Consider the following 14,968-nt stretch of genomic DNA (forward strand, 5'->3'; position numbering starts at 1 on the left):
GGTCGGCCATGAGGTCGTCGAGGCCGCGGGCGGGGTGGTCGTGCTGGTCGACATCCTCCAGGGTTTCAGCACGACGGCGCTGGTGCATCGCGCGCGGGGAGGGGCTACGTGACGGCACTTGCCCGGGAGACGGCGGGCCAGATGCTGGGGCGGCGCCTGCGCAGCCCGGCGGCCTGGAGCGAGACCATCGATCTGTTTGCCATCCTCACCGCGGCCTCGCTGCCCTGGTCGACGTCGCTTGCGGGCATATTCAACGCCCTGATGCTGCTCTGCATGGTGCCGTTCCTCGACGTCCGCGCGTTCCTGCAATCGCTCAAGCGCCCGATCTGCGTTGCGCCGATCGCGCTGGTCCTGCTCGCGCTGGTGGGAACGCTGTGGTCGGACGCGACCTGGGGCGCGCGCCTCTACGCCGTCAATCCGACCGTCAAGCTGCTCGTGCTTCCGGTGCTGCTCTACCATTTCGAGCGCTCGCCGCGCGGACGCTGGATCTTCACCGCCTTCCTGGTGTCCTGCGCGCTGTTGTCGGTGATGTCCTGGCTGGTCGCCTTCTACCCGAATCTCGCGCTCAAGATCGATCCGCCCGAGCGCGGCATCTTCGTCAAGAACTACATCGACCAGAGCCAGGAATTCGCGCTGTGTGCCGTCGCGCTCGCCTATCCGGTCGTGATGCTGCTGCGCCAGAAGCGCTACTGGTTCGCCGGGCTGCTCACGGCGCTGGCGCTGAGCTTCTTCGTCAACATGGTCTTCGTGGTGGTGTCGCGCACCGCACTCGTCACCGTTCCGATCATGTTCGGCGTGTTCGCGCTGCTTCATTTGAGGTGGCGCAGCATCGCGATCATCGCGGCCGCTCTGCTCGCCGGCGCCGCTATCGCCTGGCAAGCCTCGCCGCAATTGCGCAAGACCGTCGACACCTTTGCCAGCGACTACACGCACTATGTGGAGAAGGGCGAGCCGACCTCGATGGGCCTGCGGCTCGAATTCTGGCGGAAATCCCTCCGCTTCTTCGCGGAGGCGCCGGTCATGGGGCACGGTACAGGCTCGACGCGCGGATTGTTCGAGCGCGTCGCGACACCCGGCGTCCAGTATCAGGCGTCCGCCGAGGTGATCGGCAATCCGCATAACCAGACGCTGAACGTCGCCGTGCAATGGGGCGTCATCGGCATCGTCGTTCTCTACGCGATCTGGATCCTGCATCTGCTGTTGTTTCGCGGCGACGGGCTGGCCAATTGGGTCGGGCTCCTGGTGGTGGTGCAGAACGTCTTCACCTCGCTGTTCAACTCCCATCTGTTCGACTTCCACGAGGGCTGGATGTACGTCATCGGCGTCGGTGTCGCCGGCGGCATCGTGCTCCAGGCACAACAGGCCGAGGCGAAGGTGGGGGAAGCCGGTTCCTGAACGGCCGCGCGGCTGGCAAGTCCGGTCCAGATGGGCTATCAGCGCGGTCAGGTTGCACCTAACGGGATATTCATCGGTCGTCGGATGACGCGTCTTTCGCATCTCACCTTGCGCAATTTCCTGATCGCGCTCCACGACCTGCTGGCGACCACCGCGGCGCTGTTCGCGGCCTTCTATCTGCGCTTCGAGGGCGGCGACGGCTTCTACGACCGCCTGCCGCTGCTGCTCCAGATCCTGCCCTACTTCCTCGCCTTCAGCGTGGTCGTCTTCTTCGTCTTCAACCTGACCACGACGAAATGGCGCTTCATCTCGCTGCCCGACGCGCTGAACATCCTCCGCGTCGCGAGCGTGCTGACGGTTGCCCTGCTGGTGCTCGACTACATCTTCGTCGCCCCCAATGTCCGCGGTGCCTTCTTCCTCGGCAAGGTGACGATCGTCCTGTACTGGTTCCTCGAGGTCTCCTTCCTCAGCGCGTTGCGCATGACCTACCGCTACTTCCGCTATACGCGGGTGCGGCGCCATGCGAGGGACGAGGATGCCGCGCCGACGCTGCTGATCGGTCGCGCTGCGGATGCCGAGGTGCTGCTCCGCGGCATCGAGAGCGGAGCGATCAAGCGGATCTGGCCGGTCGGCGTGCTATCGCCGTCGAGCTCGGATCTCGGGCAGTTCATCCGCAACGTCCCGGTACTGGGCGGCATCGACGACATCGAGGACGTCATCGGCGACTTTGCCAAGCGCAACAAGCCGATTGGGCGCCTCGTCATGACGCCGTCGGCGTTCGAGCCGGAGGCGCACCCGGAATCGATCCTGATGCGGGCGCGCAAGCTCGGCGTGATCGTCAACCGCATGCCGTCGCTGGAAAGCGGCGATACGCCGCGCCTCACGGCGGTCGCGGTCGAGGACCTCCTGCTGCGGCCGAGCGAGACGATCGACTATGCGCGGCTCGAAGCCCTGATCAGGGGCAAGGCGGTGATCGTCACCGGCGGCGGCGGCTCGATCGGTTCCGAGATCTGCGAGCGCGTCGTCGCGTTCGGCGCCGCGCGCCTCCTGATCGTGGAAAATTCCGAGCCGGCGCTCTACGCGGTGACGGAGACGCTCGCCGCGCAGGGCGCGGCGGCTGCGATCGAAGGGCGGATCGCCGACATCCGCGACCGCGAGCGCATCATGCGCCTGATGGCCGAGTTCAAGCCGGACATCGTGTTTCACGCCGCCGCGCTCAAGCACGTGCCGATCCTGGAGCGCGACTGGAGCGAGGGCGTCAAGACCAACATCTTCGGCTCGATCAACGTTGCCGACGCCGCGCACGGCGCCGGCGCCGAAGCCATGGTGATGATCTCGACCGACAAGGCGATCGAGCCGGTGTCGATGCTCGGCCTGACCAAGCGCTTCGCCGAGATGTACTGCCAGGCGCTCGACCACGATCTTGCCGCAGGCAGCAGCAGCGCCAAGCCGCCGATGCGGCTGATCTCGGTCCGGTTCGGCAATGTGCTGGCGTCGAACGGTTCGGTGGTGCCGAAGTTCAAGGCCCAGATCGAGGCCGGCGGTCCCGTGACGGTGACGCATCCCGACATGGTCCGCTACTTCATGACCATCCGCGAGGCCTGCGATCTCGTCATCACGGCGGCGACGCATGCGCTCGGAACGCAGCGTTCGGACGTCTCGGTCTACGTGCTCAACATGGGCCAGCCGGTGAAGATCGTCGATCTCGCCGAGCGCATGATCCGCCTTTCAGGCCTTCAGCCCGGCTACGACATCGAGATCGTGTTCACGGGCATGCGGCCGGGCGAGCGCCTGCACGAGATCCTGTTCGCCTCCGAAGAGCCGACCCGCGAGATCGGCGTCGCCGGCATCATGGCCGCGCAGCCGAACGAGCCGCCGATGCAGACCCTGCGCAAGTGGATCGCGGCGCTGGAGCAGGCGATCGCGCGCGACGATCGGGCCACCATCAGGACCATCCTGAAAGACGCAGTTCCGGAATTCGGATCGACCGCGGCCTGACCATGCAGTCTCCCGGCAAGATCGTCGTTGCGAGCCAGCATTATCCACCGGACCCGAGCACGACGGCGGCGATCATGGCCGAGATCGCCTGCCGTCTCGCCACGGGGCACGAGGTCGTCGTGCTGTCGGGCTCACCCGGCGCGTTGCCGGCGTCGCAGACCGGCCCCGGCAAGCCGCGGATCGTCGCCATCAAGAACCGCATGACCGGCAAGGCGGCGCTGGTGCGGCGCGGCGCGGCCGAACTGCTGTTCGCGGCGCGCACGTTCCTTGCGTTGATGCGGGAGCTGCGGCCCGGCGACGTCGTGGTCACCGTCACCGCGCCGTTCATGCTGCCTTACGCGGTCGCGGCGGCCGCAAGGCTGAAGCGCGCCCGCTCGGCGCTGATCCTGCACGACCTCTTCCCCGACGTGCTCGTGACGGCGGGCCTGCTGAAGCCCGGTTCGATGGTGACGCGGACGATGCGCTTCGCCAACAGCCTGATGTTCCGCGCGCTCAATGCCGTCATCACCATCGGCCGCGATGCGGAGCGGCCGCTGCTGAGCTATGCCGGGATGAAGCGCAACAAGATCCGCTTCATCCCGAACTGGGCGACGCTCGCGCCCGGGCCGCGTCCGCTGTCACCGGACAATCCGTTCCGCAAGCCGCTCTCCGCGCGTTTCGTCGTCGGCCTGTCGGGCAATCTCGGCTTCACCCATGATCCGGAGATCGTGTTCGAGGCGGCGCGCCTCTTGAAGGACGAGGCGGACATTCACTTCCTGCTGTCCGGCTGGGGCATCGGCTTTGCGCGGCTGAAGCAGTTGCAGGCGGCCGCGAACCTGCCCAATGTCTCCTTCGTGGCGCGGGTCGAGGATGCCGAGCTCGAGGCGTTCCTGGCGGCTGCCAATCTCTGGATCATTCCGTACCGGAAGGACGTTGCGGGGGTGTCGGTGCCGAGCCGCTTCTACAATCTGCTGGCGGTCGGCCGTCCGGTGGTGCTGGTGTCCGAGCCGGAGGCCGAGGCCGCGTTGACGGTGGTGGAGAACGGGCTCGGCTGGGTCGTGACGCCGGGCCGCGCCGACCAGCTCGCCGAGGCGATCCGCGCGGCGTCCCGTTCCGACGACGGCGCCATGGCGGAGCGCGCGGTGAAGGCGGCATCGAAGTTCGACCGCGCCACCGCGATGAACGCCTACGCCGCCCTGGTCGACGAATTGTTGCGCAACCCGGATCTTTCGGAGCAACGATGAGCGAACACAAACCGGTCGTGCTGGTCACTGGAGCGAGCGGCTTCGTCGGCGGTCATGTCGTGCCCGCCCTCGCACGGGAGGGGTGGTCGGTCCGCCGCGCCGTGCGCAGTCTGACGGGTGCCGGCGACGAGGTCGTGATCGAGACAATCGGTCCCGAGACCGACTGGAAGGCCGCGCTCGAAGGCGTCGACGCCGTCGTACATCTCGCCGCGCGCGTGCACCACAAGCACGAGGAGCAGGCGGTCCAGCTCTACCGCAACGTCAACATCGCCGGCACGCTGCATCTGGCGCGCTGCGCGGCGGCGGCCGGCGTGCGCCAGTTCATCTTCGTCAGCACCGTTCTCGTGCACGGCCGCAGCAACGAGGGCCGCGCGCCGTTCAGCGAGAACGACATCCTGACGCCCCGCGGCTTCTACGGCATGTCCAAGGCCGCGGCCGAGGCGGGCTTGAGGACGCTGGCGCGTGACAGCGTCATGAGCATCTCGGTGATCAGGCCGCCGCTGGTCTATGGCGCGGGCGCCAAGGGCAATTTCGCGCTGCTGACGCGCGCGGTGAGCCTGGGGCTGCCGCTGCCCTTTGCCGCGATCCGCAATCACCGCGCCTTCCTGGCCGTGCAGAACCTGTCGTCGTTCATCCTGCGCCGGCTCGCTCATCCCGACCCCGCCAGCAATTTCGAGATCTTCCTGGTGGCGGACCGGGAGCAGGTCTCGACGCCCGAATTCATCGAGCGCCTGGCGAAAGCATCCGGCAAGAGCCCGCGGCTGTTCCGCGTGCCGCCGGACCTGCTCGGCACGCTGCTCAGCGTGGCCGGACGGCAGGATACGCACGACAGCCTGATCGGCTCGCTCGAGCTCAACATCTCCAAGGCGATCGCAACCGGCTGGGAGCCGCAGGTCTCCCTCGACGAGGGCCTGCGGCTTGCGCTGTCGGCTCAGGACGCCTGAGGGCGGGAGAAGCGGCGCAGGACGATGCCGACCGCGATCGCGCCTGCGAGCAGCGCGAGCAGCGTGACCGGCATCGAGGCGGCGCGCACGCTGACGATCGCCAGCAGTGCCAGCACGAGATTGAGCGCGAACACCTCGCCGACCACGCGCGGGACCTTGAAGCCGTTGTCGGTCGCGCGCTGGTAAAAGTGCGAGCGGTGCGCCGACCAGAATTGCTCGCGGCGGGCGACGCGGCGAAACAGCGTGATAGTGGCATCCGCGAGGTAATAGGCCGGCAGCAGCAGCGCCGCGGCCGGCTGCCCGTGCCAGGCGAGCTCCAGCAGGCACCAGCCGAGCAGAAGGCCGATCGGCAGGCTGCCGACATCGCCGAGAAACACCTTCGCGACGGGACGATTGAACGGCGCAAAGCCGATCATGGCGCCGCACAGGGTGGTGGCGAGCAGTGCGGCCGGCCAGGACAAGTCGCCGAGCCATCCCAGCAGCAGCAGCGCCGCGGTGATCGGCACGACTTCCACGACCGTCATCAGGTCGAGCCCGTCCATGAAATTGACGAGGTTCACGAACCAGATTCCGGCGAGCAGGAGGAGGCCGCGCTCCAGCGCGAGCGGCACCGCGGGCACGATGCGCGCCGTTTCGGGCGCGGTGAACACGACGGCCCCGACGGCTGCCGCCTGCAGCACGAGCCGCAACAGCACAGGAAGCGATACAATGTCGTCGGCGAATCCCACCAGCGCGATCAAGACCGTCGCAGCCATCAGCGTCGGCGGGATCGCGACGTTTGCCCAGGCTGCCCAGGCCGATGCGACCAGCAGCGTCCCTGATATCACCGCGATGCCCGCACCCTGCGGGGTCGGAACGCGATGCGAGGACCGCGCGTTGGGCCGCGCCAGTGCGTAACGCTGGAGCAGGGGACGGCTGGTCCAGGTGATGACGGCCGACACCATCGCGGCGATCGCAACGGCAAGCAGCAAGGGTGCGGCAGCGAGCGCGTCGGCGGCCGGGTTCACTCCGGCACTCCGAGCGGGGCCGACCCTTGCGCGGCTTTCTCCGCGCTGAGGATCCAGACCAGGCCGCCGATCGCGCCGACGATGAAATACACGGCGCCGAACAACAGCGAGACGTTGACGCCCTCGCTTGCGGCAAGTCCCGCGAAGCCGAACGCCAGGCCCATCGTGGCTTCACGCAGGCCCCAGCCGGCGATCGAGATCGGCATCATCGTGATCAGCATCACCGGCGGCACCAGCAGGAAGACGTCGCTGAAGCGGACGGGGGCGGCGATCGACTGCACGACGCACCAGGCGACGACGGCGGCGAGCACATGCACGATTAGCGACAGGATCGCGACGATCGGCCCGCGCCTGCGGCTGAAGATCACGCGGTTCGCGATCACCGCGCAGGCGTGGATGTGGTGGGTGGCCCACCACGTCTTCAGCCATCGCCATTTCAGCGCGCCAAAGACCAGGAAGCCGAGGCCGCCCGCGAGCGCGGCAAGGTCGACAAGCAGCAATGCCGAGCGACCGTGCGGATCGGTGATGAGGGAGTAGCTCCAGGGCAGGCTCGCGACGATGAGGATCGCGAGCGCGATGAGGCCGATCGCGCGATCGACAAAGATGGAGTAGGTGGCCGCGCGCCATCCGGCGCCGGCGCGCGCGACCAGCCACAGCCGGACCGCATCGCCGCCGATCGCCGATGGCAGGGTCTGGTTGAAGAAGGATCCGATCACGTTGTAGCGCATGGCCCGCTCGAGTTCGAGCGGCGCGCCGCATTCGGCGCTGATCTCCCGCCAGCGCAGCACGCCGATGAAGATCTGCAGGAAGGTGATGGCGATCGCGACCCCGATCCAGAACAGGCTGGTCACGGTGAAGCGCGACAACAGTTCGGTCAGATCGACCTTGCGCAGCGCCAGGTAGAGCAGCGCCCCGGAAATCAGGATCTTGGCCGTCGACAGCAGGATTCGGCGCATCTCGTCCGCATGAACAGGGTTTGCGAAGATTTGAGGCAACCCGACGCGAGGCGCCGAATTAGGCCGCTTTGGTATGGTTTTGGCGCCGATCTTGCAATAGCGGTGACGAAGTGGGTTATGAACGGCCGTTATGACGTATGGCGGGGCTATTGCGCCCCCTCGATACCGGCTAAAGATGCGGCGAGGGTCAGAGGTCCCCTTGGGAACAAGATGACGGATCAGGCGATTTTGGTCACCGGGGCCGCCGGCTTCATCGGCTTTCACGTCGCCCGGCAGCTGCTCGCCGAAGGCCGGCCGGTCGTCGGGCTCGACAATCTCAACAACTATTACGACCCGGCGCTGAAGAGCGCGCGGCTTGAGCTGTTGCGGAGCGATTCCCGCTTCTCCTTCGTCAAGGCTGACCTTGCCGACCGCGAGGCGATCGCAGCGCTGTTTGCGCGGCATCGATTTGCCAAGGTCGTGCATCTGGCCGCCCAGGCTGGCGTGCGCTACTCGATCGAGCATCCGCAGGCTTACGCCGATTCCAATCTCCAGGGCTTTCTCAACGTGCTGGAGGGCTGCCGCAACAACGGCTGCCGTCATCTGGTCTACGCCTCGTCATCCTCCGTTTACGGCGCCAACACAAAACTGCCATTTGCCGTGCAGGACCGGACCGATCATCCCGTGAGCCTCTACGCCGCGACCAAGAAGGCGAACGAAGTGATGGCGCAGTCCTACAGCCATCTCTACCGGCTGCCGGTCACGGGCTTGCGCTTCTTTACCATCTACGGCCCGTGGGGACGGCCCGATATGGCCATGTTTCTGTTCGTGAACGCCATCATGGCGGAGCGGCCGATCCGGCTCTTTAACCATGGCAGGATGCGCCGCGACTTCACCTATATTGACGACGTCACCCGTGTCGTGTCCAAGCTGATCGATCGGGTGCCGGCCGACGACCCGGCTGCCGCAAATGCGCCGTCTAAGGTCTACAATGTCGGCAACCACCGCCCCGAGGAGCTGATGCACGTCGTCGGACTTCTGGAGCAGGAGCTGGGTCGGACGGCGATCAAAGAATTGCTGCCGATGCAGCCGGGAGACGTCTTGGAAACGTTCGCGGATGTCGAGGACCTGATGCGCGACACCGGCTTTGCACCGTCAACGCCGATCGAGCAGGGGGTTCGTAATTTTGTCACCTGGTATCGGGACTACTTCAAGGTTTGAGATGACGATGGACAAACGCATTATCCCCCTGATCATGTGCGGCGGTGCCGGCACGCGGCTGTGGCCGGCCTCGCGCGAGGTGCGCCCAAAACAGTTCCTGCCGCTGTTCGGCTCGCGCTCGACCTTCCAGGACACGCTGCTGCGCGTCTCGGACGCCTCGCTGTTCGATCGTCCGATCGTCATCACCAATGCGTCCTACCGCTTCATGGTGCTGGAGCAGCTCGCCGAGATCGGCATCGAGGCCGACGTGATTCTCGAGCCGATGCGGCGCGACTCCGGCCCCGCGATCGCCGCGGGCGCGGTGTTCGCGCAGAACCGCGCCAGTGATGCGATCGTGCTCGCGCTCGCCGCCGATCACGTGGTGCAGGACAAGGCCGCTTYCGTCGCGGCCTGCCGCGAAGGCCTCACCGCCGCGAGCGCCGGGCGCATCGTCACCTTCGGCGTCAAGCCGGAGCGGCCGGCGACCGAATACGGCTATATCAGCCCGGGCGAGATGATCTCCGGCGAGGTGCACGCGGTCGCGCGCTTCGTCGAGAAGCYGGACGCGGTGAAGGCGGCCGACTACGTCAATTCGGGCTATCTCTGGAACAGCGGCAACTTCATGTTCCCGGCGACCGTCCTGCTCGACGAATACCGCAAGGTCGATGCGGCCAGCGTGGAGGCGGTCGCCAATGCGGTCAACAACGCCGGCCGCGATCTCGGCTTCGTGACGCTGGAGCCGGAGGCGTTCGGTTCGGCGAAGGCGATCTCGATCGACTACGCGGTGATGGAGAAGACCTCGCGCGCGGCCGTCGTGCCGGTGTCCTGCGGCTGGTCCGACGTCGGCTCCTGGCACGCGGTGTGGGAATTGTCGGAGAAGGACGCGCTGGGCAACGCCGCACACGGCGCCGCCGTGTTCGAGGATTCGCGCAACTGCAACGTCACCACCGATTCCGCGCTGGTCGCGCTCGAGGGCGTCGACGATCTCGTCGTGGTCGCGACCGCTGATGCCGTCCTCGTGTCGCGCCAGAAGGATGCCAACGGCCTGAAGCGCCTCGTGACCAAGCTCAAGGCGGTCGCGCCGAAGGTCACCGAGGAGCATCTCAAGGTGCACCGGCCCTGGGGCAGCTACCAGTCGGTCGACAATGGCGAGCGTCACCAGGTCAAGCGCATCGTGGTCAAGCCCGGCGGGCGGCTGTCGCTGCAAAAGCATCATCATCGTGCCGAGCACTGGATCGTGGTGCGTGGCGCCGCCCGGGTCACCGTCAACGAGACCGTGAAGACGGTGCACGAGAACGAGTCGATCTACATCCCGATGGGCGCGGTGCATCGGATGGAGAATCCCGGCAAAATCATGCTGGAGCTCATCGAGGTCCAGACCGGCAGCTATCTCGGGGAAGACGACATCATCCGGATTGAAGACGACTATCAAAGGTCGTAACCAGCAGGCTCCGAATCACGCGACCCGGGCCGAAAGAGCGGTATCTTTCAGCGGCTTAAGGCCCGGGGAACGTGTAACTTTTTGAATCAAATCGTGTCCGGATCGGAAGCTGCGCATTCGCCACAAATGTGGCGCCCGTGCTAGAAGCGGCCCGGGGATTTGCGTTGAATCGGGGTTTGCTCAAATGAGTTCCAAAGGGTCAGCACCTGCCAAGGCAGGCTTGCGGGTCGGCGTCATTGGCGCCGGCGTGATGGGCAGCAACCACGCGCGCGTGCTCGCGGGGCTTCCCGGCGTCGCCCTCGTCGGCGTGGTCGATCCCTCGCCGGCGCACCTGWCGCGCACCAGCGAGCTTGCCAACTGCCAGGGCTTTGAGACGCTCGACCAGCTCTTCGCCGCCGGCGTCGATGCCGTCACCATCGCAGCGCCCACGCATCTGCATCACGAGGTCGCGCTCGCCTGCATCGCCAAGAACATCCACGTGCTGGTCGAGAAGCCGATCGCCTCCACGGTCGCGGAAGGCCGCGAGATCGTCGCCGCCGCGCAAAAGGCCGGCGTCACGCTGATGGTCGGCCATGTCGAGCGCTTCAATCCGGCGGTCGCCGCCGTCAAGCAGGCGATCGCGGGCGAGGACATCCTCTCGATCGCGATCACCCGCGTCGGTCCGTTCCCGCCCCGCATGTCCAATGTCGGCGTCGTCATCGACCTCGCCGTGCACGACATCGACCTGATCCGCTGGTTCACCGAATCCGACATCGTCGAGGTGCAGCCGCAATTGTCGAGCGCGGTCGCCGAGCGCGAGGACATCGCGCTCTTGCAGTTCCGCACCGCCAACGGCGTGCTCGCCCACATCAACACCAACTGGTTGACGCCGTTCAAGGCGCGCAGCGTCACGGTTGCGACCCGCGGCAAATACGTGATGGGCGATCTCCTCACGCGCCAGGTCACCGAGTGCTTCGGCTTCAAGCCCGACGGCAGCTATTCGATGCGGCATCTGCCCGTCGGCCACGACGAGCCGCTGCGCGCCGAGCTGATCGCGTTCCTCAAGGCCGTGCGCCACGGCGAGACGCCGGCGGTCACCGGCGACGAGGGCGTCGCCAGCCTCGAGATCGCCACGCAGTGCCTGGAGACGCCGTCGCGTCCCGCCGCGACGTCCGCCGCCCGCAAGGGCCCGCGCCGCGTCGCCGGCTGATCTCCATCCATGTCGGCTTCTCCAACTTCGCAGGACAATCAGCAAGGCGCCATGAACCAGCATCTGCGCTCCGAACCCATTCCCTTCATCGACGTCGGCTCGCAGCGCCGCCGGCTCGGCGCCTCGCTCGATGCCGCCGTCAAGCGCGTTCTCGACCATTGCCAGTTCGTCAACGGCCCTGAAGTCGCCGAGCTCGAGAAGCRGCTCGCGGCCTATTGCGGCGCCAAGCACGTCATCGGCTGTGCCAGCGGCACCGACGCGATCCTGATGGTGATGATGGCGATGAATGTCGGGCCAGGCGATGCCGTGCTGTGTCCGTCCTTCACCTTCATCGCAACCGCCTCGCCGGTGGCGCGGACCGGTGCGACGCCTGTCTATGTCGACGTGGACGAGGCGACCTTCAACATGAGCCCGGAGTCGCTGAAGCGCGGCATCGCCACCGCCCGCAAGGCCGGCCTCAAGCCCGTCGCGGTCATTCCGGTCGACCTGTTCGGCCAGCCCGCCGATCACGACGCCATCGCCGAGATCGCCAAGGCCGAAGGCCTGTTCGTGCTCGACGATGCCGCGCAGGGTTTTGGCGCAAGCTACAAGGGCCGCAAGCTTGGCACTTTCGGGCTCGCCACCGCCACCAGCTTCTTCCCGGCAAAGCCGCTCGGCTGCTTCGGCGACGGCGGCGCGATCTTCACCGATGACGACGACCTCGCAGCCAAGCTGCGCAGCATCCGCGTGCACGGGCAGGGCGTGGACAAATACGACAACGTCCGCCTCGGCCTGACCGGCCGGCTCGACACCATGCAGGCCGCGGTCCTGATCGAGAAGCTGAAGATTTTTGACGACGAGATCGCCGCCCGCAACAGGGTTGCGGAGCGCTATGCGCGCGGGCTGTCCAACGTCGTCACCGTGCCGCGTCTGGCGCCGGGCAATACTTCGGTCTGGGCGCAGTACACGATCCGCCTGCCCGAGGGGACCGACCGCGACGGCTTTGCTGCCGCGCTGAAGGCCCAGGGCGTCCCGACCGCGATCTATTACGGCAAGTCGATGCATCAGCAGACCGCCTACAAGCAGTATCCGGTCGCCGAGGGTGGCCTGCCTGCTTGCGAGAGCCTGTCGCAGGACGTCATCAGCCTGCCGATGCACGCCTATTTGACCGAAGCCGACCAGGAGCGAATCATCGCCGCCGTGCGCGGGGCGATTTCGGGCTGATCTTGGTTCACCTCTCCCGCTCGCGGGAGAGGTCGGCGCGAAGCGCCGGGTGAGGGTTCTCTCCTCTGGGGGAGTCTTTCTTGTTGAGACACCCTCTCCCCAACCCACCCCCGCGAGCGGGGGAGGGAGTTGACCGTCCTCGCGGCTTGCACCTAGACCTAATCTCGCCATGCTCTAAAACAGACGCATGCTCGGACGCATCTTCACGGTCGGTGGTTACACGCTGCTTTCGCGGCTGACGGGATTTGCCCGCGACATCATGCTCGCGGCGATCCTCGGCGCCGGCCCCGTGGCCGACGCCTTTTTCGTGGCCCTGCGGCTGCCCAACCATTTCCGTGCGATCTTTGCCGAAGGCGCGTTCAACGCGGCCTGGGTGCCGGCCTATGCGCATGTCCATGGCGAGCGCGGGGAGGCGTCCGCGCGACTGTTCGCCGACCGCATCTTCACGCTGCTCTTGGCCTCGCAAGTCGTGCTGCTGATCGCCGCCTGGCTGTTCATGCCGCAGGCCATGAGCATTCTGGCGCCCGGCTTCAGTGAGGATGCCGAGCAGCGCAAGCTTGCGATCGAGCTGACCCGGATCACCTTTCCCTATCTGCTGCTGATCACGCTGGTCACGCTCTACGGCGGCATGCTCAACGTGATGCAGCGGTTTGCCAGCGCCGCGGCCGCGTCGATCTTCCTCAACGTCGCGATGATGATGACGCTGGCGCTGGCCGCCTGGTTTCCGAACGCGGGCCACGCCGCGGCCTGGGGCGTCCTGATCTCGGGCTTCCTGCAATATTTCCTGCTCGCGGGCGATCTCGCCCGCCATGGCGGCCTGCCGCGCTTTGCGCCACTCAAGCTCGACGAGGACGTCCGCGGTTTCTTCAAGGCGCTGGGCCCGGCAACGCTGGGCTCGATGGGCACGCAGGTCGCGCTGTTCGCCGACACCATCATCGCGACGTTCCTGCCCGCCGGCGCGCTGTCGGCGCTCTATTACGCCGACCGCCTCAATCAATTGCCGATCGGCGTGATCGGCATCGCCATCGGCACAGTGCTGCTGCCGGAGATGTCGCGGCGGATCACCGCCAACGACCATGACGGCGCGATGAAGGCGCAGCGCCGCGCGTTCGAYTTCACGCTGCTGTTCTCGATCCCGTTCGTCGCCGCCTTCATCACCGTGCCCGACGCGATCATGCGTGCATTGTTCGCCCGCGGCGCGTTCTCCAAGGCCGATGCCGCCGCCGCCGGTGCTACGCTCGCCGCCTACGCCATCGGCCTGATCCCCTTCGTCCTGATCCGCAGCGCGGTCGCGACCTTTTATGCGCGCAAGGACACGGCGACGCCGGTTCGCGCCTCGTTGACCGGCATCGCGGTCAATGTCGCGCTGAAGGTCGCCTTGATGGGATCGCTGGCCCAGATTGGCCTTGCGCTCGCGACCGCCGTCGGCGTCTGGACCAATCTGCTGCTGGTGCTCTTCTTCGCCGTGCGGCGCGGCTTCCTCGTGCCGGACCGCGCCTGGCTGTTGTCGCTCGCCAAATTCCTGCTGACCGGGCTCATCCTGGCCGCCGCGTTCTGGCTGATCGCACGCTTCAGCGGTTCTTGGCTGGGCTCGATGCACTTCCGGGACGAATTGACGCTGGCCCTATTGGCCATCGGAGGCACAATCGTCTACGCGATCGCGATCCTCATCCTGTTCGGCCGCCGCTGGCTGGTCTCGCTGGTGCGCAGTTAGGCGATGTACCCATAAACCTGGTGGCGTGACGCTGCGCGGCAAAGTGCCGGCATGCTGCTGACACCATGCTGTCAGCAGCACGGCGTTACGGGTCAGGCGTCGCACGGGGCGGCAGGAGACCTACAGGAGACGACACTGTGAGATTTGCTTCAACGCGCCTGATTGCTGCAGACATCAAGGCGCTCGTCGAATTTTATGAGAAGGTGACCGGCAAAACGGCCGCGTGGCTAGCGCCGGTATTCGCTGAAATCGTCACTCCTTCGGCAACGCTCGCCTTTGGTGGCGTCGAGACGGTGGCGCTATTCAAGGAAGGGAGCGCGGAGCCTGCCCTCAACCGTACCGCGATCGTCGAATTCCAGGTCGATGATGTGGAAGCTGAATTTGCGAGGCTGAAGCATCACGTGGAGGTGGTGCATGAGCCGAAGATGATGCCCTGGGGAAATTGCACGGCCCAGTTTCGGGATCCGGAGGGAACTCTCGTGAGTCTTTACACGCCAGTCAGCGACGCTGCCAAAAATCGGTTTGGATCGCGATGATCCGGATCGAGCAAGGATGATGATGAGCCGCCATGCTTCCTTGGGGCAGGAGGTTGCGGCGAACTTCACGGGATTGGTCGCATCCGCTTTACGGAGGACGAATTGGCCGGAGCAACGGACTCGCCTCCAGGATGCAGCCGACCGCCGCACATCCCTTGATTTTGCAGGATTGCCATGGTATGA

12 protein-coding genes are annotated in these 14,968 nt (G+C 66.3%); 10 read left to right on the forward strand and 2 right to left on the reverse strand.

Going from position 1 to position 14,968, the window contains the following annotated elements; genetic code table 11:
- Positions 1-108: 108 nt before the first annotated feature.
- From AC1D00_RS05770 to AC1D00_RS05785, 4 genes are all read left to right on the forward strand, one after another.
- Positions 109-1,395: an O-antigen ligase family protein gene (locus tag AC1D00_RS05770; protein ID WP_477009995.1), complete on the forward strand. Its 1,287-nt coding sequence runs from the start codon at positions 109-111 to the stop codon at positions 1,393-1,395.
- A gap of 84 nt (positions 1,396-1,479) precedes the next feature.
- A complete protein-coding gene (locus tag AC1D00_RS05775) occupies positions 1,480-3,393 on the forward strand; it encodes an SDR family NAD(P)-dependent oxidoreductase (RefSeq protein ID WP_404558018.1) in 1,914 nt (637 codons plus the stop codon).
- A gap of 2 nt (positions 3,394-3,395) precedes the next feature.
- Positions 3,396-4,616, forward strand: a complete 1,221-nt coding sequence (locus AC1D00_RS05780; protein ID WP_477009996.1) for a glycosyltransferase family 4 protein — start codon at positions 3,396-3,398, stop codon at positions 4,614-4,616.
- Positions 4,613-5,560, forward strand: a complete 948-nt coding sequence (locus tag AC1D00_RS05785) for an NAD-dependent epimerase/dehydratase family protein (protein WP_477009997.1) — start codon at positions 4,613-4,615, stop codon at positions 5,558-5,560. Before AC1D00_RS05780 ends, AC1D00_RS05785 begins: the two co-directional genes overlap by 4 nt.
- On the opposite strand, the gene AC1D00_RS05790 is transcribed toward AC1D00_RS05785, so the two are convergent.
- Complete coding sequence (locus AC1D00_RS05790) at positions 5,548-6,567, reverse strand: MraY family glycosyltransferase (RefSeq protein WP_477009998.1); 1,020 nt, start codon at positions 6,565-6,567, stop codon at positions 5,548-5,550. The two genes, AC1D00_RS05785 and AC1D00_RS05790, sit on opposite strands and share 13 nt — an antisense overlap.
- Positions 6,564-7,523: a lysylphosphatidylglycerol synthase transmembrane domain-containing protein gene (locus AC1D00_RS05795; RefSeq protein ID WP_404558014.1), complete on the reverse strand. Its 960-nt coding sequence runs from the start codon at positions 7,521-7,523 to the stop codon at positions 6,564-6,566. Before AC1D00_RS05795 ends, AC1D00_RS05790 begins: the two co-directional genes overlap by 4 nt.
- A 210-nt stretch (positions 7,524-7,733) precedes the next feature.
- Here AC1D00_RS05795 and AC1D00_RS05800 point away from each other — a divergent pair, with 210 nt between their 5' ends.
- The 6 genes from AC1D00_RS05800 (at position 7,734) to AC1D00_RS05825 (ending at position 14,785) form a co-directional block, all read left to right on the forward strand.
- Positions 7,734-8,723, forward strand: a complete 990-nt coding sequence (locus AC1D00_RS05800; RefSeq protein WP_135174658.1) for an SDR family NAD(P)-dependent oxidoreductase — start codon at positions 7,734-7,736, stop codon at positions 8,721-8,723.
- A gap of 7 nt (positions 8,724-8,730) precedes the next feature.
- Positions 8,731-10,143 (forward strand): mannose-1-phosphate guanylyltransferase/mannose-6-phosphate isomerase, encoded by a 1,413-nt coding sequence (locus AC1D00_RS05805; RefSeq protein ID WP_477009999.1) that lies wholly within the window; start codon positions 8,731-8,733, stop codon positions 10,141-10,143.
- 184 nt (positions 10,144-10,327) lie between these two features.
- Positions 10,328-11,332: a Gfo/Idh/MocA family oxidoreductase gene (locus AC1D00_RS05810; RefSeq protein ID WP_477010000.1), complete on the forward strand. Its 1,005-nt coding sequence runs from the start codon at positions 10,328-10,330 to the stop codon at positions 11,330-11,332.
- 51 nt (positions 11,333-11,383) lie between these two features.
- The gene (locus AC1D00_RS05815; protein ID WP_477010001.1) at positions 11,384-12,535 is read left to right on the forward strand and encodes a DegT/DnrJ/EryC1/StrS family aminotransferase; all 1,152 of its coding nucleotides are present in this window, start codon (positions 11,384-11,386) and stop codon (positions 12,533-12,535) included.
- Positions 12,536-12,722: 187 nt separating this feature from the next.
- Positions 12,723-14,249 (forward strand): murein biosynthesis integral membrane protein MurJ, encoded by a 1,527-nt coding sequence (gene murJ / locus AC1D00_RS05820; RefSeq protein ID WP_477010002.1) that lies wholly within the window; start codon positions 12,723-12,725, stop codon positions 14,247-14,249.
- A gap of 137 nt (positions 14,250-14,386) precedes the next feature.
- Positions 14,387-14,785 (forward strand): VOC family protein, encoded by a 399-nt coding sequence (locus tag AC1D00_RS05825; protein ID WP_477010003.1) that lies wholly within the window; start codon positions 14,387-14,389, stop codon positions 14,783-14,785.
- Positions 14,786-14,968: the final 183 nt, after the last annotated feature.

Source organism: Bradyrhizobium sp. P2_E8 (assembly GCF_056403875.1).